The sequence below is a fragment of the Clostridium thermobutyricum genome (genome assembly GCF_000371465.1).
Classification (GTDB): domain Bacteria; phylum Bacillota; class Clostridia; order Clostridiales; family Clostridiaceae; genus Clostridium; species Clostridium thermobutyricum.
In genome coordinates this window covers 149839-172451 of record NZ_KB850956.1, presented here as the reverse complement: position 1 = coordinate 172451, position 22613 = coordinate 149839, and the positions used below count along the sequence as shown (strand labels likewise).

General features: G+C 26.3%; 23 protein-coding genes, 3 tRNA genes and 1 rRNA gene. 5 read left to right on the top strand and 22 right to left on the bottom strand.

Annotated elements, in window-relative coordinates; genetic code table 11:
• Positions 1-11 precede the first annotated feature (11 nt).
• The 11 genes from HMPREF1092_RS00780 to HMPREF1092_RS00730 form a co-directional block, all read right to left on the bottom strand.
• Positions 12-863, bottom strand: a complete 852-nt coding sequence (locus HMPREF1092_RS00780; protein WP_002596665.1) for a YitT family protein — start codon at positions 861-863, stop codon at positions 12-14.
• Positions 864-889: 26 nt separating this feature from the next.
• Complete coding sequence (locus HMPREF1092_RS00775; RefSeq protein WP_002596664.1) at positions 890-1735, bottom strand: YitT family protein; 846 nt, start codon at positions 1733-1735, stop codon at positions 890-892.
• Positions 1736-1829: 94 nt separating this feature from the next.
• Positions 1830-2774, bottom strand: coding sequence for a transketolase family protein (locus HMPREF1092_RS00770; protein ID WP_040413589.1), 945 nt, complete (start codon positions 2772-2774; stop codon positions 1830-1832).
• Positions 2771-3595: a transketolase gene (locus tag HMPREF1092_RS00765; RefSeq protein ID WP_002596662.1), complete on the bottom strand. Its 825-nt coding sequence runs from the start codon at positions 3593-3595 to the stop codon at positions 2771-2773. The genes HMPREF1092_RS00770 and HMPREF1092_RS00765 overlap by 4 nt, the downstream gene beginning before the upstream one ends.
• Before the next feature lie 622 nt (positions 3596-4217).
• Positions 4218-4571, bottom strand: a complete 354-nt coding sequence (locus tag HMPREF1092_RS00760; RefSeq protein ID WP_002596661.1) for a type II toxin-antitoxin system PemK/MazF family toxin — start codon at positions 4569-4571, stop codon at positions 4218-4220.
• Between the two features lie 8 nt (positions 4572-4579).
• Positions 4580-4807 carry a hypothetical protein gene (locus HMPREF1092_RS00755; protein WP_002596660.1) on the bottom strand — a complete coding sequence of 76 codons (228 nt, stop codon included), beginning with the start codon at positions 4805-4807 and terminating at the stop codon, positions 4580-4582.
• 90 nt (positions 4808-4897) lie between these two features.
• A complete protein-coding gene (gene alr, locus HMPREF1092_RS00750) occupies positions 4898-6055 on the bottom strand; it encodes an alanine racemase (RefSeq protein WP_002596659.1) in 1158 nt (385 codons plus the stop codon).
• A gap of 25 nt (positions 6056-6080) precedes the next feature.
• Positions 6081-6701 carry a germination lipoprotein GerS-related protein gene (locus tag HMPREF1092_RS00745; RefSeq protein ID WP_002596658.1) on the bottom strand — a complete coding sequence of 207 codons (621 nt, stop codon included), beginning with the start codon at positions 6699-6701 and terminating at the stop codon, positions 6081-6083.
• A 58-nt stretch (positions 6702-6759) separates the two neighbouring features.
• On the bottom strand, positions 6760-8256 hold the full coding sequence (locus HMPREF1092_RS00740) for a bifunctional ADP-dependent NAD(P)H-hydrate dehydratase/NAD(P)H-hydrate epimerase (protein WP_002596657.1): 1497 nt from the start codon (positions 8254-8256) through the stop codon (positions 6760-6762).
• 5 nt (positions 8257-8261) lie between these two features.
• Complete coding sequence (gene acpS / locus HMPREF1092_RS00735) at positions 8262-8630, bottom strand: holo-ACP synthase (protein ID WP_002596656.1); 369 nt, start codon at positions 8628-8630, stop codon at positions 8262-8264.
• A 53-nt stretch (positions 8631-8683) separates the two neighbouring features.
• Positions 8684-8995 carry a DUF6514 family protein gene (locus tag HMPREF1092_RS00730; RefSeq protein ID WP_002596655.1) on the bottom strand — a complete coding sequence of 104 codons (312 nt, stop codon included), beginning with the start codon at positions 8993-8995 and terminating at the stop codon, positions 8684-8686.
• A 262-nt stretch (positions 8996-9257) separates the two neighbouring features.
• On the opposite strand from HMPREF1092_RS00730, the gene galE reads away from it, so the two are divergent.
• The gene (galE, locus tag HMPREF1092_RS00725; RefSeq protein ID WP_002596654.1) at positions 9258-10244 is read left to right on the top strand and encodes a UDP-glucose 4-epimerase GalE; all 987 of its coding nucleotides are present in this window, start codon (positions 9258-9260) and stop codon (positions 10242-10244) included.
• A gap of 23 nt (positions 10245-10267) precedes the next feature.
• Here galE and HMPREF1092_RS00720 read toward each other — a convergent pair whose 3' ends face one another.
• Positions 10268-11107, bottom strand: a complete 840-nt coding sequence (locus tag HMPREF1092_RS00720; RefSeq protein WP_002596653.1) for a YihY/virulence factor BrkB family protein — start codon at positions 11105-11107, stop codon at positions 10268-10270.
• 154 nt (positions 11108-11261) lie between these two features.
• Here HMPREF1092_RS00720 and HMPREF1092_RS00715 point away from each other — a divergent pair, with 154 nt between their 5' ends.
• Complete coding sequence (locus HMPREF1092_RS00715) at positions 11262-12140, top strand: aldose 1-epimerase family protein (protein ID WP_002596652.1); 879 nt, start codon at positions 11262-11264, stop codon at positions 12138-12140.
• A gap of 135 nt (positions 12141-12275) precedes the next feature.
• Here HMPREF1092_RS00715 and HMPREF1092_RS00710 read toward each other — a convergent pair whose 3' ends face one another.
• Together HMPREF1092_RS00710 and HMPREF1092_RS00705 are read right to left on the bottom strand one after the other, a co-directional pair.
• Complete coding sequence (locus tag HMPREF1092_RS00710; protein WP_002596651.1) at positions 12276-14552, bottom strand: helicase C-terminal domain-containing protein; 2277 nt, start codon at positions 14550-14552, stop codon at positions 12276-12278.
• Positions 14553-14862: 310 nt separating this feature from the next.
• On the bottom strand, positions 14863-15447 hold the full coding sequence (locus tag HMPREF1092_RS00705) for a DUF1836 domain-containing protein (RefSeq protein WP_002596650.1): 585 nt from the start codon (positions 15445-15447) through the stop codon (positions 14863-14865).
• Positions 15448-15923: 476 nt separating this feature from the next.
• Here HMPREF1092_RS00705 and HMPREF1092_RS00700 point away from each other — a divergent pair, with 476 nt between their 5' ends.
• Positions 15924-16163 carry an AbrB/MazE/SpoVT family DNA-binding domain-containing protein gene (locus HMPREF1092_RS00700; RefSeq protein WP_002596649.1) on the top strand — a complete coding sequence of 80 codons (240 nt, stop codon included), beginning with the start codon at positions 15924-15926 and terminating at the stop codon, positions 16161-16163.
• Positions 16164-16417: 254 nt separating this feature from the next.
• Here HMPREF1092_RS00700 and rsmI read toward each other — a convergent pair whose 3' ends face one another.
• The 3 genes from rsmI to HMPREF1092_RS00685 form a co-directional block, all read right to left on the bottom strand.
• Complete coding sequence (rsmI, locus tag HMPREF1092_RS00695) at positions 16418-17263, bottom strand: 16S rRNA (cytidine(1402)-2'-O)-methyltransferase (protein WP_002596648.1); 846 nt, start codon at positions 17261-17263, stop codon at positions 16418-16420.
• Positions 17256-17945, bottom strand: coding sequence for a tRNA1(Val) (adenine(37)-N6)-methyltransferase (locus tag HMPREF1092_RS00690; protein WP_081606326.1), 690 nt, complete (start codon positions 17943-17945; stop codon positions 17256-17258). Before HMPREF1092_RS00690 ends, rsmI begins: the two co-directional genes overlap by 8 nt.
• 316 nt (positions 17946-18261) lie before the next feature.
• Positions 18262-19587 carry a C40 family peptidase gene (locus tag HMPREF1092_RS00685; RefSeq protein WP_002596646.1) on the bottom strand — a complete coding sequence of 442 codons (1326 nt, stop codon included), beginning with the start codon at positions 19585-19587 and terminating at the stop codon, positions 18262-18264.
• Positions 19588-19980: 393 nt separating this feature from the next.
• Between HMPREF1092_RS00685 and HMPREF1092_RS00680 the strand changes: the two genes are divergently transcribed.
• Positions 19981-20056: transfer RNA gene (locus HMPREF1092_RS00680), tRNA-Pro, on the top strand.
• A gap of 148 nt (positions 20057-20204) precedes the next feature.
• On the opposite strand, the gene HMPREF1092_RS17040 is transcribed toward HMPREF1092_RS00680, so the two are convergent.
• Positions 20205-20348: a hypothetical protein gene (locus tag HMPREF1092_RS17040; RefSeq protein ID WP_002596645.1), complete on the bottom strand. Its 144-nt coding sequence runs from the start codon at positions 20346-20348 to the stop codon at positions 20205-20207.
• Between the two features lie 135 nt (positions 20349-20483).
• Between HMPREF1092_RS17040 and HMPREF1092_RS00675 the strand changes: the two genes are divergently transcribed.
• On the top strand, positions 20484-21155 hold the full coding sequence (locus HMPREF1092_RS00675; RefSeq protein ID WP_040413772.1) for an HAD family hydrolase: 672 nt from the start codon (positions 20484-20486) through the stop codon (positions 21153-21155).
• A 189-nt stretch (positions 21156-21344) separates the two neighbouring features.
• Here HMPREF1092_RS00675 and HMPREF1092_RS00670 read toward each other — a convergent pair whose 3' ends face one another.
• The 4 genes from HMPREF1092_RS00670 to rrf all read right to left on the bottom strand — a co-directional run bounded on the left by HMPREF1092_RS00670 (position 21345) and on the right by rrf (position 22564).
• Positions 21345-22091, bottom strand: coding sequence for a peptidylprolyl isomerase (locus tag HMPREF1092_RS00670; RefSeq protein ID WP_002596643.1), 747 nt, complete (start codon positions 22089-22091; stop codon positions 21345-21347).
• Positions 22092-22277: 186 nt separating this feature from the next.
• Positions 22278-22353: transfer RNA gene (locus tag HMPREF1092_RS00665), tRNA-Ala, on the bottom strand.
• 9 nt (positions 22354-22362) lie between these two features.
• Positions 22363-22438: transfer RNA gene (locus HMPREF1092_RS00660), tRNA-Phe, on the bottom strand.
• A gap of 9 nt (positions 22439-22447) precedes the next feature.
• A 5S ribosomal RNA gene (gene rrf / locus HMPREF1092_RS00655) occupies positions 22448-22564 on the bottom strand.
• Positions 22565-22613: the final 49 nt, after the last annotated feature.

Genomic DNA, 22613 nt, shown 5'->3' with positions numbered 1-22613 from the left:
ATTTTTCGTTATTAATTTTCATTTATTTTAAATCCTTCACCAAAAACCTCGTGAGCTTCCCCAACAGTAATAAATGCATCTTTATCAACTTCTCTTATATGGTTCTTAAGCTTTATGAATTCATTCCTTCCAAGAACAGTGTAAATTACAAATTTTTCTTTTTTAGTATATCCACCAAAACCTTTTATGCAAGTACATCCTCTTCCAAGTTCCTGCATAATAAACCTACTTATTTTCTCACTGTGTTCACTAATTATTATAATTTGTTTAGCAACATTAAATCCTTCTATCATTTTATCAATAAGAATTCCAAGAAGAATTACACTAAGCATAGCATAAAATCCTAAAGTTAATCCAAAAAATAAAGCTGCTGCAAATGTTATTAAAAAATCTACTATTAAAACAGACTTTCCAATATCAATATGAATATATTTATTCATAAGCTTTGCTATAATATCAGTTCCTCCTGTAGATGAATTTGAATTAAATACAATTGCCATCCCTATTGCAGATATTATTGTACCAAATATAGTTGCTATTACTAAATCTTGAGTTAATGCGAAAGGATTAAAAAATTTTTCTATAATCCACATAAAAACTGATAATAAAAGACTCGCATATATAGTTCTTCCTCCAAAATTTCCTCCAATAAACATAAATGCAACTGCAAATAAAATAACATTTAAAACTAAAGTCAAAACTCCAATTCCGATTGATGGTATAAATTTATTTATCACTATTGCTAATCCTGTTATTCCACCAGCAGCTAAATCATTTGGCGCAAAGAAATATTCAACTGATATTGCTACTAATATTATTCCGATTGTTATCATTACATAATCTTTTACTACTGCTTTTTTCATATACTTACTCCTTTACATTATAGCTATCACTCAATTTTCTCAAATCCTTTTCCTAATACATCATGAGCATCATTTACTATAACAAAAGCTTCTGGTTCATTTTCTTTTAAAAATTTTCTTACTTTCATTAATTGAGCTCTTTCAAGTACACAATATATAATATTCTTATTTTCTCCGGTGTAACCACCCTCACCTGTGAAAATAGTACAACCTCTATCTATATCATTTATTATATATTCTTTTATATATTTTGTTTTATTTGTGAAAATTATTACTTGATGACATGTATAATATCCAGAAATAACTTTATCTATAACTATTCCTGTTAAAATAACACAAATTGCAGCATATATAGCTTTTTCTATTCCAAATGTTATTCCACTAAATATAACAACAATTATGTCAACTATTTGCATTCCTCTTCCCATTTCTATATGAAAAAATTTATTGAGTATTTTAGCTATTATGTCCGTACCACCAGTTGATGCATCTTGAGTAAATACTATTCCAAGTCCAGTTCCTAAAAATAAACTTCCTGCAATTGTAGAAAGCATTAAATCATTTGTTACTGCCATTGGAGTAAAAAATTCTTCTATTGCCCAATTTATAAAAGATATTCCCATGGCTGCATATATTGTTTTACCACCAAAATCTCTTCCTATAAAAATAAATGCAATAATAAATAAGAATATATTTAATACTCCCATTACTAAACCTACATTTAATCCTTTAATATACTCACATATAACTACTGAAATTCCTGTTACTCCTCCAGCAGTTATATTATTTGGTATAAAAAAGAACTGAATTGCTATAACTACAAACAACATTCCTATAGTTATCATTAAATATTCTTTAAATTTTTCTTTCATTTTCTCTAATATCCCCTTTTAATATGTACTATTATAAAAAATAACAGTATAGATCTCTCTATACTGTTATATCACAAATTTATTTCCAATTGTATTATTTTTTACAATTTAGAGCTTTTTTAGATATTTCTATAATATCTTTACTAGTTAATCCGTATTTTTCTAAAAGTTGATTTGGTTTTCCGCTTTCTCCAAATGTATCTTTAACTCCAACTTTTAATACTGGTACAGGATAATTTTCAGTAACAACTTCTGCTACAGCAGATCCTAATCCACCAATTATATTATGTTCTTCTGCAGTAACTATAGCACCAGTTTCTTTTGCAGCTTTTATTATTAATTCTGAATCAATTGGTTTAATAGTATGAATATTTATAACTCTTGCATTGATTCCTTCTTCTTTTAAAACTTCACTAGCTTCTAAAGCAGCATCTACCATAATTCCTGTAGCTATAATAGTTAAGTCATTACCTTCTTTTAAAGTAACTCCTTTTCCTATTTCAAATTTATATTCTGGTCTATCATTTATTACATTAACAGCAGCTCTTCCAAGTCTTACATAACAAGGTCCATTCATTTCAACAATTGCTTTTATAGCAGCCTCAGTCTCAACTGCATCTGATGGATTAATAACTGTCATATTAGGAATACTTCTCATTAATGAAATATCTTCAATTGCTTGATGAGAAGCTCCATCTTCACCAACAGTTAATCCAGCATGAGTTGCGCATATTTTTACATTTAATCTTGGATAACATATTGAATTTCTTATTTGCTCAAAAGCTCTTCCTGCAGCAAACATAGCAAAAGTACTTACAAATGGGATTTTTCCACATGTTGAAAGACCAGCTGCAACTGCCATCATATTTCCTTCTGCAATCCCCATATTGAAGAATCTTTCTGGTGCTACACTTTTAAAATCTGCTGTTTTAGTTGATTTTGAAAGGTCCGCATCTAAAACTATAACATCTTTATTAGTATTTGCTAAATCTTTTAAAGCTTTTCCATAAGCTTCTCTAGTTGCTATTTTACTCATTATTTTAATCCTCCAATTTCTGCTATTGCTTGTTCACATTGTTCTTTGTTAGGTGCTGCCCCATGCCATCCAGCTTGGTTTTCCATAAATGAAACCCCTTTTCCTTTTACTGTTTTACATATAATAGCTGTTGGTTTACCTTTACAAGTTTTTGCTTTTTCTATAGCTTCTAGAATTTCATCATAATTATGTCCATCTATAACTAATACATTCCATCCGAAAGCTTCAAATTTTTTATCTATTGGAGAAGGATTCATAACATCTTCTATGTTTCCATCTATTTGTAATCCATTAAAATCTATAAATATAGTTAAATTATCTAATTTGTATTGAGCTCCAGCCATAGCTGCTTCCCATACTTGACCTTCTTCTAATTCTCCGTCACCAAGTAATGCATAAACTCTATTTTTTTGACCATTTATTTTAGCTCCTAAAGCCATTCCAACTGCTGTTGAAACTCCTTGCCCTAATGAACCTGTTGACATATCAACTCCAGGTACATCATTCATATTTGGATGTCCTTGTAAGTTTGAATTAATTTTTCTTAAAGTCATTAATTCTGCTGGATCAAAAAATCCTCTTCTAGCTAATGCACTATATAAAACTGGTGCTGCATGACCTTTTGAAAGTACAAATCTATCTCTATTTTCCATTTTAGGATTTTTAGGATCAATATTCATTTCATTGAAATATAATACTGTTACTATATCAGCTGCTGATAATGATCCTCCTGGATGACCTGATGCTGATTCTGTAAGCATTTCAACAATATCTTTTCTAATAATTTTAGCTGTTTCCATAAGCTCTTGTTTATTTTGTTTCATTATTTAATGTCCTCCTAGCTTTAATTTAACTTTTTATAGATTATTTTTTCTTTTCTATAAGTTATTTTAACATATATCACGCTCTTTGTATATACTATTAAACCTACTTTATATCATTTATATATCATATTTCATTCTTTAGTATACTCTATTATTAATAGCATATATTTTAAATTCTATTTAATCTAATTGTTTACATAATATATATTATATTTAATATATTTATTATGTTTAAATTCAAATTAAAATATTTAATAAGTAATATAATATATATTACTTTTTCGCAAGATTTTAATTTTTCTTCATGTAAACATTTAAAAATTTATTAATTATAAAATAAAAACTACCTTAATATTTAAATTAAAGTAGTTTTAAAATTGATAAAATCTATTCATTTATAACTTACAATAGATTATAAATAATTCATATTATCTATTATTAAATTCTCTTTAGTTAAAACTTTATCTATTATTATCTACATATATATTAATTCTTTAAATAATATATTCTAAAAAATCACCTCGTTAAGCAAATTTCAAATCTTATTTGCTTTTATGCTTAACGAAGTGAACTTCATAAAAATTATCTTTTTTCATAATTTAAGTAATATAGCTTGTACGTCTTATATTAAACTTAAACTTATTAACAAAGATTTATTTACCTTTTTCATATCTGCATCGGTCATATGTCCAATTTTTTCTTTTAACCTTTTTTTATCTAAAGTCCTAACTTGTTCTAAAAGAACAACAGAGTCTCTATTTAAACCATATTCTTCAGATGAAATTTCTACATGAGTAGGTAACTTAGCTTTATTAATTTGTGAAGTTATAGCTGCAACAATAACTGTTGGACTATATCTATTTCCTATATCATTTTGTATTATTATAACGGGTCTAATTCCACCTTGCTCCGAGCCAATAACCGGACTTAAATCGGCATAGAATATATCCCCTCGTTTTACAACCATAGTCGCCATTTAATTTATCACTCTCCGCAAAGCCAGTTTTCATAATCATTAACTTCTTTTAATTCATCATCAGTCATCATTGCCATTTCTAAATTTAGAAATGCCATTTCTTGATACCCTTCTTTCATTTCTATTTCAGTCTCTTTAGTAAAAGGGCTATCAATATATAATATTAAATCATTCTCACTATGTTTACTTTTTTTTCTTTTAAAACATTTTTTATTCAACTGTTTTGAGCAAAACATCTTTTTCCCCCCTATATATAAGAGCCTTTATATAAGAAGTATATCTATAATTCTGTTATTTTGTCAAAAACTTATTAATAATTTAATATCCTATAAGTAATGTCTTGTTGAGACAATACTATCATTTATTTTGTATACTCTTGGAACTCTTTTACCAATCATACATAAAATTTCATAGCTTATAGTATCTATTTCTTTTGCTATATCATCTGCATTATATTTACAATTTTCAGTTTCTCCAAGTAATATAACTTCATCCCCAACCTTAACTGAATCTAATTCACTTACATTTACCATACACTGATCCATACAAATTCTTCCTACTACCGGAACTAATTTATTATTTATTATAACCTTAACTTTTCCTGATAAAAGTCTTGTATAACCATCTGCGTAACCAATTGGTAATGTAGCTATTTTTTCAATACCTTTTGTTACATATTTTCTACCATAACTTATGTATGTTCCTTCTTTTACTTCTTTTAGATGAATAACATGACTTTTTAATGTTAATGCTGGCCTAATTTTTATTTTTTCTTTATTTACTTCATTTGAAGGATAATATCCATATAATATAATCCCTGGTCTTATTGCATCATAATAATATTCTTCCAAATCTATTATTGTTGCACTATTAGCAACATGCTTAATTCCTACGTTTATATCTCTTTTTTCTAATTGATATACAGTCCATTTATACTTTTCAAATTGTTCTCTTGTATAATTTTTATCAGCTTCGTCTGCAGTTGAAAAATGAGTAAACATACCTGTTATTTCTATACCATCTAATTTACTTATTTCTTCTATTGAATTTATACTTTCTTCATTAGGAATAAAACCTATTCTTCCCATACCAGTATCTAAAGATATGTGAATTTTAGCTTTTTTTCCTAATCTTAAAGCTGCTTTTGACAATTCTTTCGCATAGTTTAAATCAAATACTGTTTGTTCAATATCGTAGTTTATTATATCATCAGCAAAGCTTATTGGAGTATATCCTAAAATTAATATAGGTACATTAATTCCTGCTTTCCTTAATTCTATAGCTTCTGTTATTACTGCTACTGCTAATCTATCTGCTCCGTTTTTCAATAATACTGGAACTACATCTAAAGCTCCATGACCATAAGCATCGGCTTTTACAACTGCAATTATTTCTTTATCTTTTGCAACTCTTTTTATTTCTTTTATATTATTTTCAATTGCTTTTAAATCTACTTCCGCCCAAACTGGTCTTATATTTTTCATCCTATACACCTCTTGCTACTAACATTTATCTTTTTTTATTAAACTCTCTGTATTCTATTTTAACTCTTTCTTTTCCGTTTACATCAAAAATTTTTATCAACATAGGTACTTTTTCTTTTTTATTTACATAAAAAACTGCCTTATCTAAGTGCTGATTATTAGAAATAATATCAATACTAACTTTTATATATTCCAAGTCTCCCCATTCTAATGATTCATTTTCTATTTTAGTAACTGGATTATTAAGAAGATTATTAATTATTGCTAATACATAAAAGCTATCAGTATCTTTTTCTAAATTATATTCTTTTCCATCTTTATATTTCATTATAATAGAATCTTTCTTATAGGTTTTAACTAATCTATCACCAAATTCCATAATAGGATCATGATTTTTTGAATAATGAAGTTTAGCTTTTTCAACATATGATCCTCTAGTATTCGTTATTGTGAACTCTACTATACTTTCATACTGCTTCATATTTTTTATTGAATCTATAATCTGTTCATTAGTTAGTGAAACTTCATTCCTAAAAAATACTATTAATCCTAGTATAAATATTGGCAATATAATTATACTTCCTATTTTTATTTTCTTTTTTAGATTTTTGTTATCATTTTTTTTAAATTTTTCTAGTAAACTCATTTGTCCCCCATTAATTAATGCTTCTTTATAGTAATATTAATCAAATGAGGAATTTATTCTAATTTTCACATAATAAATCTTCTATTATTTTAGGTAAAACATTTATTATGTCTCTTGCACTTACAGAATACATTTTTTCACCTATAAAATCACTAGAATAACCATGTATATATGCTCCTAATAACGCAGAATCAATTAAACTTAATCCTTGTCCAATTAAAGAAGCTATAATTCCTGTTAAACAATCTCCCATACCACCTGATGCCATTTTGCTACTTCCAGTTTTATTTATATATACATACTCTCCATCTGTAATTATTGTATTATACCCTTTCAATAACAATATTACATTATTTTCTTTTGCAAATTTCTTGCTTATCTCTATTTTGTTATCTTCTATTGATTTTATATCTTTTCCTATTAGTCGACTCATTTCTCCTAGATGAGGAGTAAGAATAGATCTATTTTTTATATAATTTAAAAGATCTTTATTCTCACTTAAAATATTTAATCCATCTGCATCAATTACAAGTGGACATTTCGTTTCTTTTATACTTTTATATAACACCTCTTTTGCTTCATTGCTTCTTCCTAAACCTGGACCACAAGCAATAACATCAAATTTGTCTAAACCACTAATTTCATATGTACTTTCATACTCTTTAACTATAGCTTCTATTACCCTACATTTAAGTATTGAAGCTATATCTTTATTCGTAATTAGTGTTACTAAGCCACTCCCAGTTCTTATAGCTGCTTCAGAAGCTATATAAACTGCTCCAACAAAGTCTTTACTCCCTCCAATTATCCCCACCTTTCCAAAGTCACCTTTGTGGCCTAATTTATCTCTTTTTTTGATTTTATCTATATAAGCTTCTCTAGGAAGTATATATACTTTTTCTGAATTTTTTTCTTTTAATTCTTTTGGAATATCAATATTTATTACATTAATTTCGCCTACATTAATAACACCTTCATTATGTATAAAACCTCTTTTTATACATTCAATAGTAAAAGTTTTATAAGCTTTTACACAAATTCCTAATGCTTTTCCTGTATCAGAATCCATTCCAGATGGAATATCTATTGAAAATACTTTTTCGCTTTTATTAATTATACTTATTACTTTTTTATATATTCCATCTATATTTCTATTTAAACCTATTCCAAAAAGAGCATCTATTATTAATGTGTCTCTTTCTATTAACCTATTTAAATTTAGCAGATCTTCTTCTGATTTTAAATGACAAATGTCAACTTTCATATTAATTAGTATATCTAAATTTATTTTAAATTCACTAGAGCATTTATCTAAATTTCCTACAATAAAAATATGTACTTTTTTATTAGATAATATTAATTTACGTGATATTACTAATCCATCTCCACCATTATTTCCAACACCAGCTATTATAACAAATTTTTCACCTTCATTTTTAATATAATTTGCTATTCTTTCTCCTGCGTTTTCCATTAATACTATTGATGGAATTTTAAAGCTTTCAATCGCCTCTCCTTCCATTTTTTTACAGGAAGTTTTTCTAAAAATCTCCATAAAAATTACCTCTCTATGACTGCAAATGCTATTGCTGATGTTTTATTATGTGAAATAGTGACATGAACTACTGCATTTTCTAAATTGAATTTTTTTAATATATTCTCGCTTAATTTTACAATTGGCTTTCCATTGTCATCTCTTAATATTTCTATTTCTAATAAACTAAATCCTTTAACGCCAGTTCCTAAAGCTTTACTTATAGCTTCTTTACTAGCAAAATTTCCTGCTATAGTTTCAGCTTTCATATTCTTTAATTTAAAATATTCTATTTCTTTTTCTGTAAATAATTTAGCTAAGAAGTTTTTTGTCCTAAATACTGCTTTTGATATTCTATCTATTTCAATTATATCATTTCCTATTCCATAAATCATATAATCAACTCCTTCTCAAAACTATTATAACCTAAGTTAAGTTAAATTTATAATCATATCCTTACTTCAGCAAAATCATGCACACATTCATCAATAAATTCACCAGCTATATCTATTAAATGTAATGGCGAAACTTGATTATCATAAAGCATAACTAAAAGTGCTCTTACCTTGTCCTCATCTGGTGAAATTAACTCTACTGAATCTTTAAATGAATCAATCTCTTCTGTTCCTTTAAAATCAATTCTTTCAATTTCAATTCCATAAACTACTCTCTTATTTACAACATTTTCAATCAATTTATAAAAATATTTTCTCTCAATTCCATTAGTTACTCTTACAAATACAAAATTCTCTTTTATCATACTATATTCCCCCTCAATAATCCTTTAATTGAAATATACCATATTTCTAATAGATTTTATGTCAAACGGTGATAGCTAAAAAAATTTTTTTTCCTTTAATTCTTTTAAACTTATATATTTTTTTCTATCTTTCCCCATATTATTATTCTTTTATTTTCCACTTTCAGTATTAGTTTGTCGAAAAATAATTTTTTATATAAAATGCTTATTTTTCTTTTGAATAATGTTATAATATTTTTATATAACGTAAGGAGGTTGCAACATGTCTATATTAGTATGTGGAGGAGCCGGCTATATCGGAAGTCATATGGTAGCCGAACTTCTTGAAAATGGAAAAGATGTAGTTATTTTAGATAATTTAGAAAAAGGTCATAAAGATGCTATTTTAGGAGGAAAGCTTTATATAGGTGATTTAAGAGATAGAAAAATATTAGATAAAGTTTTTTCTGAAAATAACATTGAAGCTGTAATTGATTTTGCTGCTTATTCTCTAGTTGGTGAAAGTATGACTGAACCACTTAAATATTTTAATAATAATGTATATGGGACAATAAATCTTTTAGAAGCAATGAAAGATCATAATGTTAAATACATTGTATTCTCATCTACTGCTGCAACTTATGGTGAACCAGAAATTGTTCCTATAACAGAAGATTTAAAAACACTTCCAACAAATGCTTATGGAGAATCAAAACTTTTAGTTGAGAAAATATTAAAATGGTGTGATACAGCTTATGGAATAAAATATACTACTTTAAGATATTTTAATGCTGCTGGAGCACATATTAATGGTAAAATTGGTGAAGATCACTCACCTGAAACTCACCTTATCCCATTAATTCTTCAAGTTGCACTTGGTAAACGTGAAAAAATAATGATTTTCGGAGATGATTATGATACTAAAGATGGTAGCTGTATAAGAGATTATATACATGTTTCTGATTTAGCATCAGCACACTCATTAGCTTTAGAAAGATTAATGAATGGTGGAGAAAGCAGAATTTACAATTTAGGTAATGGTACTGGTTTCTCAGTTAAAGAAATGATTGAAAAAGCTAGAGTTGTTACTGGACATCCAATTCCTGCAGAAGTTGCTCCAAGAAGAGCTGGAGATCCTGCTACTTTAATAGCTTCAAGTAAAAAAGCTATGGAAGAACTAAATTGGAAACCAAAATTTAATTCAGTAGATACAATAATAGAAACTGCTTGGAATTGGCATAAAGCACATCCAAACGGATATGAAAAATAAAAATTTAGGAGTAAGCAAAATGCTTACTCCCATTTTTTTTCTTCTTCTAATACTGAATTTAATTCTACTCCAAATATAAAAACCATAGATGTAATATAGAGCCATGTCATTAGAATAAAAACTGTTCCTAAACTTCCATATATTCTTGAATAATTAGAAAAATTATTTACATAATATGAAAATCCAGCTGATGCAATTAACCATCCAAGTGTACTAGTTATAGCTCCTGGTAATACATCTCTAAACCTAACTTTTTTTGCTGGAGCTATTTTATATATAATTGCAAAAACGACTATAAGTATAACAATAATAACAAAATGCCTAAGTGCATTCCATAAAAATGCTACAATATGCTCAAATGGTAGTGCCTCATTTAAATATCTTCCTATTATTTCTCCGAATACAGACATTAAAAGCGTAGAAATAACTGTTAATGCTAAAGCAATTACTCCTAACATTGCAATTATACATCTTGTTATAAAAGATCTATTTTCTTCTATATCATAAGCTCTATTAACTCCTTTTATAACTCCTCTAAATCCAGTTGAAGCTGTCCAAAGAGTAATTATAATAGATACCCCTAAAATTCCTGTATGTTGAAAATCTACTACTTCAATAATAGTATTTTTAGTTAAATCTACAACATTAAGTGGTAATACTCTTTGCAACCACATTAATACTTCTGATGAACTTAAATTACTAAATCCTATTAATGTCATCAAAAAAATAAGGAAAGGGAAAAAAGATAATATTAAATAATATGCTAGTTGTGCTCCTGATGCAAAAATATCATCATTTTTAACTTTTACAATGAGATACACTAAAGTATCAATTATTGATTCTCTTTTTATTTTTCTTCTCATATCTTCACCATTTAATAGTTTTCTTTCATTTTATTACTTCTTTTGAATTATATTATCATATGTACATGCTATAAGTAAAATAACATTTACTTCTTAATTATTGTATAATATGGTAACATATTATTAATAATTATTTTTTTAAAGGAGTTTTTATATGATTTATACACTAGAAAATTCAAATATAAAAATTACAGCAAGTCCTTTTGGTGGAGAACTTCATAACCTAACATCTAAAATTGATGGAACAGAATTTTTATGGAATGGAAATGAAGAGTTTTGGAAATATCACGCACCTATACTTTTCCCTATAGTAGGTAAAGTTAAAGATAATAAATATATAGTTGAAGAAAATACTTATTCATTGCCTCAACATGGTCTAGCAAGAATTTCCGAATTTAATATGATAAAGAAAACTGATACTTCAATAATTTTCTCTCTTCCATATTCAAATAAAACTTTAGAAGTTTACCCTTATAAGTTTGAACTTCAAATAAGATATGATTTAATTGAAAACGGAGTAAAAGTAAGCTATAAAGTAATAAATAAAGATTCAAAAGAAATATTTTTCTCAATAGGTGCACACCCTGCCTTTATGTGTCCTATTATGCCTGAAGAAACAATGAATGATTATTATTTTGAATTTAATAAAAAAGAAACTTCATCCCTTTTAACACTTAATTCCGAAGGATATTTCTCACATGAAAGATTACCTTACTTAAATAATAAAAATATAATAAATTTAAGCAAAGAAGTCTTTAAAAATGATGCATTAGTATTTGATAACTTAAACTCAAACAAAATTTCATTAAAATCAAAAAATCATAATAAAAGTTTAACTATGGATTTCACTGGATTCCCATATATGGGATTATGGTCTAAACCAACTGGTGCTCCATTTGTATGTATTGAACCTTGGTTTGGTCATTCTGATTATGAAGATTTTACTGGAGAATTTAAAGAAAAAGAAGGAATTCAAAGTCTTAATATAGATGAAGAATTTAATTGTTCTTATACTATTACAATAACAGTATAAATATATATTTTAATAAAATAGGTGCATAAGAAATTTAATTTAATAAAATTTCTATGCACCTTTTTAGTTAATCTACTTCAATTTTTCACATTAAATAAATATTATTTTTAATATATAAAATCTTATTCTAAAATTTTAATACCAATCTTTAGGTAATATATTCTTATATTTATAATTGAAATATCTATCATCTATTAAAAGAGCCCTTCCCTTATCTTCTTCTGTTCTTATAACTCTTCCAACAGCTTGCATAACTTTATTAATACCAGGATAAATATAAGAATAGTCAAAACCTTTATCTTCAAAATATTCTTTTATTATTTCTCTTTCAATGGATATTTTAGGAAAACCAACTCCTACAATTATAGTTCCTATAAGCTTTTCTCCTGGTAAATCTATTCCTTCTGAAAACATACCTCCAAGAACTCCAAGTCCTACAATATTTTTTTCATTTTCAAATATTTCTATAAATCTCTTTTTATCTCTATCAGACATATATTGATCTTGAACCATTAAAGTCATATTATCAATACTTTTTATTTCTTCAAAAGCTATATCTAAATATTCATATGATGGAAAAAATACTAGATAATTTCCCTTTTCTTCTAAAACAAATCTTTTTATTTCATCGCAAACCATACTTAAAGTTCTCTCTCTTGCTTTATATCTTATATCAATTCCTTTTTTTATAACTTGTAAATTATTTTTATCAAATGGACTTTCTAAATTTAATCTATAAGCTTCTCTTTTTCCTACTATTAAGTCCATATAATAACTCATAGGTGTTAATGTTGCAGAAAAAAGCACATTTCCCCCAGTACCTTTCAATATATTTAATAATTTTTCAGAAGGATTAACACAAAATAATTTAAGAGTTATATCATTTCCGGACTTTTTTATATAAGTTACATAATCATCTCCATATATTTCTCCTATAGATAAAAATTTATTTATATCAAAATATAATTGAAGATATTCCTCTATAAATTCTTCTGCTTTATATTTAGCAAGACTCTCTTCACTCTCACTCATAAATCTTCTTAAATGTCTAAATATTTCTCCTGGAGGTTCTTTTGTGATGAAATTTTCCTTCTCAATTTCATCACATTCTTTTCTTAGCTTTATAAAGCAATCATTTATTTTTCCTAGAATTTTATATAGATTTATATCTTTTCCCTTTAATTTTTTTCTTAAATTCATTACAGATTCTTTATTAAGTGAAGCAGAATACATAGACCTTCCTCTATCCACCAAATTATGACATTCATCTATCAAAAGTATTTTTCCTTTGTCTTCATCATCTTGAACTCTTTTCAAAGCCACTCTAGGGTCAAACATATAATTATAATCACAAATTATACAATCACACCATCCAATTAAATCTAAAGATAATTCAAATGGACATATCTCTAATTTTTTACTAATTTCTATAATATCATCACTGTATATATGATTTCCTTTACCTAAAAATTCTTTTATTGCTTCTTTATTTTTATCATAATATCCTCTAGCATATATACATTCCTCTGGATTACAACTAACTTTATCATTTAAACAAATCTTTTCTTTAGCCATTATAGATAAACTTCTAAAATATAATCCCTTATCTCTCAACACATTTAATGTATCTTCTGCTACTTTTCCATTAACTCCTCTTGCTGTCAAATAAAATATCTTTTCTCTACCTAATGCTTCAATAGCTTTTATCGCAGGAAATAATGTTGATATAGTTTTTCCTATTCCAGTTGGAGCTTTTATAAAAATAGTTTCTTTTTCTCTTATAGTTCCATAAGCTGACCTTGCTAATTTTAATTGTCCTTTTCTGTAATTTTCAAAAGGAAATTCCATACTTCTTATTGTTAAATCACGCTTTTCTCTATATGTAGTAAGAAGATCAAAATAAATCTTATATTCTTCTAATATACTTAATATATATTTTTCAATTTCTTCAAAAGTAACCTTTCTCCTAAAGATTTTAGTTTCTTCTACATCTAATTGATAATATGTAAGTTGAATATCTATTTCTTTTAAATCATTATCTAAAGCATAAATAAATGCATAAAATTTTAATTGTGCCCAATGCGTCTCATTATCATCTTTTATATCTTCTAAGTTTTTATAAGTAGATTTAATTTCTTCAATAATAACATCATTACCTTCTATTATTATTCCATCAGCTCTTCCATCTACTTTTAAAATAAAGTTTCCTAAATCAAATTCTGATTTTAAATAAACTTCTTTATCATATTTTTTATAGAAATCCTCATTATTCTTCTGAACTTTTTGATGAGCTCTAGTTCCTTCTAATGCTCTTTTATTAGTTATAGATGTGAATCTATTATCTATACTTCCACTTTTAAGTATAAATTCTACAAGACTTCTCACAGATTCTTTTATAAAAACTTTACTCATCACAAACCTCCATTATTTTAATTATTTATATTATAACCTACTCATAAAAGTTACGTAATCTATAATTTTAAACTTATTTTGTTCTTAATAACTTATCTTATATTAATTTTCCTCTTATTAACTGCCAAATTAGTTTAAATTTTCAACTTCTTATCTCTCTCTAAATAATAAAATATTATTACTTATAAATTTCCTATTTAAATTAAGAAATTAACCCATAAATCTCCTAATTTTATAGTGTTACAGTTAAGAAAATGAAAAAAGAGTAAAATTTAATATTAAATTTTACTCTTCTATATAATTAATATTTTTATTTATTATGCTGTTCTTTCACTATTTTTTGAACTAATTTTTTTATAACACTCGCTTGAGCTATTAATGATAATACAAACATAAAAGTTTTTATTTTATCCTCTTCGTCTGTATTTAATTTAAGTTCTTTTACTAAATTATCCAATTTTTCATCAATATCATTTGAAGAAGCTAAAAAGGAATCTAAACTTTCTTTTTGAGTTTCGGAAAAAACTTTATATGCAGTTTCCCAAGATATTATATCATCTGTTCTGTCGTTTATGTTATTAAAAGCAAGACTAAAAACTTTTTTAATTTCATCTGTAGTTAAAATTGGTCTCATATAACTTAAAAGAACTAATTGAACTAGATGAAGTTTAGTATATCCTCTTTTTTTTCCGTCTTCTGGTTTAGTTATAACTTCACTCTTTATGTAATTTTGTACTATATTATTTGTATATTTATCTTCAGTAAATTTATCATTTAAGTAATCAATTACTTGAGATAAGAATAAATCATATTTTGGTAACTCATCATAAGCTATCATGCTACTTCTTGACATCTCTTCTGTCAGTTCAGCAATATAATCTGAATTTATTTTCATAGTCACTATATCCACCCTTACTTTCTTTTCCCTATTTATAATATTATTATATAGTTTATATAAACCTTTTACAAGTTAATTTTATCATTATTTTCTAATTTTTATCTTCTCTTATAACTCCATAAAATTACAATTATTATTGTTTTTTATAATTATTTTTTCGACTTTTTATATATTTTATCCAATTCGATAAAATATAGACATTTATTTATTAAAAAGCTATTTTTAGTATATATATGCTGGTATTTATTATTAATTTTTGAATAAAATTAGTTAATAATTTTTTAATTTGTAAACTATTGACATTAGTATTTTTTGGTAGTATATTATAACTGTAGTATTTATTATTATTTTTTGTAGTTTATTAAATGTTAACATTTATCTGTTGACTTTAAATTACAGTTTTGGTAAGATAACATAGTGAAATGTCGAAACTTGTAGGATAGATACACAATTTAATTTTAGGAGGAACCTTTATGAAATCAACAGGAGTAGTAAGAAGAGTAGATGAATTAGGAAGAATAGTTATTCCAATAGAGTTAAGAAGAACTCTTGACATAGCAGAAAAAGATGCATTAGAAATATATGTAGATGGAGAGCAAATCATATTAAAAAAATATGAACCAGCTTGTATCTTCTGTGGTGATGCTAGAGACGTAGTTAACTACAAAGGTAAAAATATCTGCAAAAACTGTTTTGCTGAACTTAAAAAATAATCTTTTTATAAAAGATAGTTACATATGATTAATTTGGTTGATTAAAGCTGATGCATAAGCATCAGCTTTTTAATTTAAATATTTATATTATAAAAAATATTTTTATAAACTTACAATTCTATATTAATTACAAACCTATATCTTATTGTATTTGCTCATTATAGATATCTTTTACATGCAAATAAATATAAATTAAAACCATTCTTTCTCTCTATTTATCCTTCTGTGTTATTTATACAACATTCCTATTAGTATTATATTTCAGTTGAATATTTATATATTACACTTTTAGGTTCTTTTCTATCTTTAGCAACCATTTTTATTGCATCTTTTTTCGAAAAACCATCATTTATATATTTTCTTATATGATCTTCTATTGTTAAGTGTTCCCATTCTTCCATTTTTTCTTTTTCAAATTCTTCTTCCGTTTTCCCACTAACTACAAGAACAAATTCTCCTCTTGGCTGATTTTCTAAAAAATGTTCTTTAACTTCAGATATTCTACCTCTCTTTATTTCTTCATGAAGCTTAGTTAATTCTCTACATGCAGCCATTTCTCTATTTCCTAAGTTTTCTTGTAAAAATGTTAAGGTACTAATTAATCTATGTGGAGCTTCATAAAATATCAAAGTTTCTTTCATTTCTTTTATTTCTTCTATAAGTTTATTTCTTTCTTTATTTTCTCTTGAAATAAATCCTCTAAAAGCAAAAGCTGAACTATCTAATGCAGAATATATTAAAGCAGTTGCAAAAGCAGTTGCTCCTGGAAGAACTTCAAATTCGATTCCATCTTCAACACACTTTTTTATAATAATGCTTCCAGGATCTGAAATTCCTGGCATTCCAGCATCACTTACTAATGCTATTTTCTCCCCATTTTTTAATCTATTTATTATTTCCTCACTTTTTCCTTGTTCATTGTGCATATGATAGCTAATTAAAGTCTTTTTAATATCAAAATGATTTAATAACTTTAAAGTTTGTCTTGTATCCTCTGCAGCTATCACATCAGCTTCTTTTAGAATTTCTAATGCTCTTAAAGTTATATCTTTAAGATTTCCTATTGGTGTTGGAACTAAATATAATTTTCCATTATTCATTTACATCCCTCCCATAAATTTTATTTATTTCATCTGAAATACTTCCATCTTCATTATATACATATAAAGGTGCATCCCATTTCAAAAATGCCCCTCCATCTCTTTGGCCTTCAACTAATACAATATTAGGAGCTTTTCCTAATTTTGGATGAACCATTTGTATTCTTTTTGGTTCTATTTTATATTTACGCATAAGTGTAATTATATCAGCAAGCCTTTCTGGTCTATGAACCATATATATTCTTCCATTATCCTTTAATAAAATTCTACTAGCTTCTATGACATTCTCTAAATTACACATAATTTCATGCCTTGCAATAGCTAATTTATCAGAAGGATTTACTATTCCTGCATTATTCAACTTATATGGTGGATTTACTGTTATAACATCTGCCTTATCAATATTTTTAAGAGCTTTCAAATTTTTTAAATCTTCACTTATAAATGATATATTATGAGTTTTATTTAAAGTTGCACTTCTATTAGCCATATCTACAAATTCATCTTGAATTTCTATTCCTAAAATATCCTTTGGTGAATATTTTCCTTCTAATAAAAATGGTATTATTCCTGTACCAGTACATAAATCTATAACTCTATGCTTTTTTTTTACATTTGCAAAATGCGATAAAAGTACTGCATCTACTCCAAACTTGAATCCATCTTTTTTTTGAATAAGCATAAGACCTTTTAATTGTAAATCATCTAAATTTTCATCTTCTCTAACAAGCTTATTATCCACTACTAAACTCCTTATGTTATTTAATATTTTAATTATTCTTTTAATTATACATTAAAGCATTTTACATAACAATACTATAACATATTCAATCTATTTATTATCAATACTTAATCATCAATGTAATATTTGCACATTTAATTACTAATATAATTCTTTTCTATATTAGTATTATATATAATAAAAAAGGTTTATGTCTTTTATTATAAATTTGACATAAACCTTCTATAATCATATTACTTTTTATAGTTATTGTAAATTATAATATTCTTCTAGCAGCATAGAATGACCATAGTGGCATAACACTTACATTTGAACCTGTTCTAGGCGCATTTATAAAATTGTTATTTCCAACATAAATTCCAACATGTCCTGCACTTGTAAATACTAAATCTCCTGGTTGTAATTGTGATCTTGAAACTGGAGTACCCACATTAATTTGATCATAAGTAGTTCTTCCAATCCATCTTCCAGTTACTTTTTTATAAACATAACTTGTAAATCCTGAACAATCAAATGAATTTGGTCCAGTAGCACCCCATACATAAGGCTTTCCTAAGTGTTTATATGCTTCATTTAAAACAGCTTGTGCTGTAGCTTTATTCGCTGATGGAGGAGCTACATTATTACTACTTCCATTATTATTACTACTACTTCCACTGCTATTGCTTGTACTATTTCCGTTACTTCCTCTATTAGCTTCTTGTTCTGCTCTAGCTTGTGCTTCTTGTTCTGCTCTAGCTTGCGCTTCTTTTTGACTAATTAATCTTTTTCCATTAGCTATAGCATCTTGTATTTCTTGCTTAACTATAGGACTTTTAATCTGACTATTATTTAAATCTGTTATTTGAGATATAGCACTCTTTAAATCACTTATTGAACTTGAATTGTTATTTAATACAGAAAGTTGTCCTGAAACAATTTCTTTCTCATATCTTGATAAGTATTTTTTATCAAACTCTTTTTGCGCTTCATTAGCTTTCTGTCCAATAACTTCCTGTTCTGATTTTAAATTTTGAAGATTTTCAAGTTCTTTTTCATTTTTTGTTTTTAAATCTTCAACTTTTTTTGTTTTTTCCTGTAATGATTTTACTTGATTATCTAAATTTTCTTTATCATTTTTTAATGTTTCTACTATATTTTTATCAGTTGTTATTATTCTTGTTGCAACTTCAATTCTATTTATTAAATCACTAAAGTTATTAGCACCAAATATAAGATTTACATAACTAAATTCTCCACCTGATTTATACATATCACTTAATCTATTACCAAGAACTTCTTCTTGCTTAGATATTTTTTCTTTAGCTTGTTCAATTTCTTGTTGAGTATTTTCCATTTGCTTTTGTAAATCTGATATTTCTTGTTTATTATTTTGAACATTAACAACTAATGGTTCTATTTGTGAATTATATGAATTAATCTTTTCTGTTATCTTAGCTATATTTGCTTGCATTTCTGCATATTGATCTTGAGCAGCTTGTACTTCTTTATTAACTGGCTCAGCATTAGCTGTTATTGTCGGTAGTACTACATTTAATGTCAATGCCGCCGCAACTATCGCAGCTATTATTTTTCTTTTCATGAGTCAAACGGTTCCTAAGAACCTCCCCCCCTTTCAAATTGTGTGTTTTCCCCTAACACATATTTTATTATATCATTTAAGAAAATTATGAACAATATTATTTCTGACAATTATCTTACATTTTATAAATTTCAAGTGTTTTTTTATTAAATTTAGTAATTTTTTATTAATTTTATAAAATTTATTGATAATGTTTTCATTAAGAGTAATGCTAATTTTTCTAATTAGTATCACAAATTATTTTTTACAATTTCCTAACCAATATGAACATATAATTTTATTTTCCATATATATATAATACCATAAAAATTTCATTTTTGTAACCTTTTTTAAAAATTTATTAATACGATTGACTTTTATATAATTTTCGCATATACTATATAAAGTAATCAACGGGGTGTGGCGCAGATGGTAGCGCGCATGGTTTGGGACCATGAGGTCGCAGGTTCGAGACCTGTCACCCCGACCATTTAAGAACTTATCAAAAGATAAGTTCTTTTTTTTATTTTCTTTCTAAATAAATATATAAGTACAACTATATGTTTTTAATACTATATACTTGTAAAATATATATTAGTTCATATGTAAGTTTATAAACTCCTCATAGAAATTCTTTATTATTCTTTATGAGTTATATTCTCTTTAAACTCATCTTCTGATTTAATTATAGCTTCTATATCTTTATCTCCTTTACCTGCTGCTTTACATAAGGCTATTATAACTATTAATATTATTATATAAAATAAGAGAAATACTATCATTATTTACTCATTCCTTCCACTTTATAATATCTCGCTTAAATATTTTCTAATTAAAAGTATTTCCATTTTAATTAATTAATAATCATATTATATAGTATAATAATATATAAGCTTATTTAAAGGGGGATAAATATGATACTTAATAATATAAAAGCTGCAATATTTGATTTGGATGGAACTTTAATTGATTCATTAGGCATCTGGCATAAAATCGATATAGAATATCTTAAATCTAAAAATTTATCTGTTCCAGAAGATTTACATAAAGATATAGGCCACTTAAGTTTCTATCAAACAGCAGAATACTTTAAAAAAAGGTTTAATATACAAGACTCAGTAGAGACTATTATGAATACATGGAATGACATGGCATTTAAGTTTTATTCAACTTCTACACCTTTAAAAAATGGAGCTAAGGAATTCTTAGAGTATTTAAAATATAAAGGAATAAAAATAGGTTTAGCTACTAGTAATTCAAATCATTTATTAGAAGCAGCTCTTAAACAAAATGAAATTTATAATTTATTTGATTCTATAACAACTACTTCTGAAGTAGATAATGGTAAAGATAAACCTGATGTCTATCTACTTTCTGCTAAAAAATTAAATGTTTCGCCAAAAAATTGTATTGTATTTGAAGACTTATTAATTGCTATCAAAAGTGCCAAGAGTATAGGAATGAAAACAATAGCTATTGAAGATATAGAGTCTATAGATGATAAAAATGAGCTTATTAGCATTTCTGATAAATATATATTAGATTATATTGAATTATTAAAAGAACTATCTATAAAACGCTTAATGTAATACATTTAGAATAATAATTCAAGTGCTAATAGAGTGATTTTTTTAAGTCATTATAAAACCTATCATATATATTAAATATTTAATATATATCAATCAAACACCATATAAATTCATATATATATATATATAATAAAAGTGTGAACTAATAATTTTATCTACCATTAGTTCACACTTAAAAATAAGAAAATACTAGTTTCTAACAACTCCGTATTTAGCTTCTAATTCTTTAATTGTATCCATATATTTCTTTTCTTGTTGTTGTTGCATAAGTTGCTGAGTAACTACTTCTTTAACTTCTGATAATTCTTTTATTTTAGCATCGTGTTTAGCTTCAACTTTTATTAAGTGATATCCAAATTGTGTTTGAACAGGAGCAGTTATTTCATTTAATTCAGCTTCAAAAGCAGCTTTCTCAAATTCTGGAACCATCATACCCTTTCCAAATTCACCTAAATTTCCACCTTGCTCTTTTGATGGACAACTTGAGTATTTTAGAGCAGCATCTTCAAAAGTTATTTCTCCTGAAGTTATTTCTTCTTTTATTTTTTTAGCTAACTCTTCACTATCAACTAATATATGTTTAGCAGAAACTTTAGCTTGTTCTGCAAATCTTTCCTTATTAGCATTATAAAATTCTTCTATTTCTTTATCAGTAATTGTTATTTCTGATAAAACTTTATTCATTGTAGCTTGAGTTAAAATTTCTTTTTCTAAACGAGCTACTGTTTTCTTATACTCTTCAGTTTCATTAATTTTTAGATCTTTACCTAATTTATTGAATAATTCAAAATGAATCATTTGCTCTAATAATTGTTTTCTTCCTGCTTCACTTTCTACCATTGATTTTCTTTCTGCAGGATATTTTGAAATTATATCATTTAATTCTTGTTCAGTAATTTCATATGAACCAACTTTTGCTAATACTTTATTTTCCATTTAAATTCTCCTTTATCTTTATTGCTTATATATTTATTATTGTATCAATATAACTATGAAATGACAATTATATTTAAGATTTTATATATATTATCCACATATTTTTATAGTTTTGAAACATTTATCCACAAATTCTATACTTTTTTATAAAAAAAAAGATGCTCCCACTGAACATCTTCTCTCATTTGGTGGAGGTAAGGAGATTCGAACTCCTGACCCCCTGCGTGCAAGGCAGGTGCTCTCCCAGCTGAGCTATACCCCCAAAATTGTATGGTGGCTCGAGCTGGAATCGAACCAGCGACACGAGGATTTTCAGTCCTCTGCTCTACCGACTGAGCTATCGAGCCATACAATGTACCTAGCAACTTCCTACTCTCCCACACAGTCTCCCATGCAGTACCATCGGCGTTATAGAGCTTAACTTTCCTGTTCGGAATGGGAAGGAGTGTTTCCTCTATGCCATCATCACTAGATATTCAGAAATTTATTGTTCTCTGAAAATTGCACATCAAATTCTGTTGA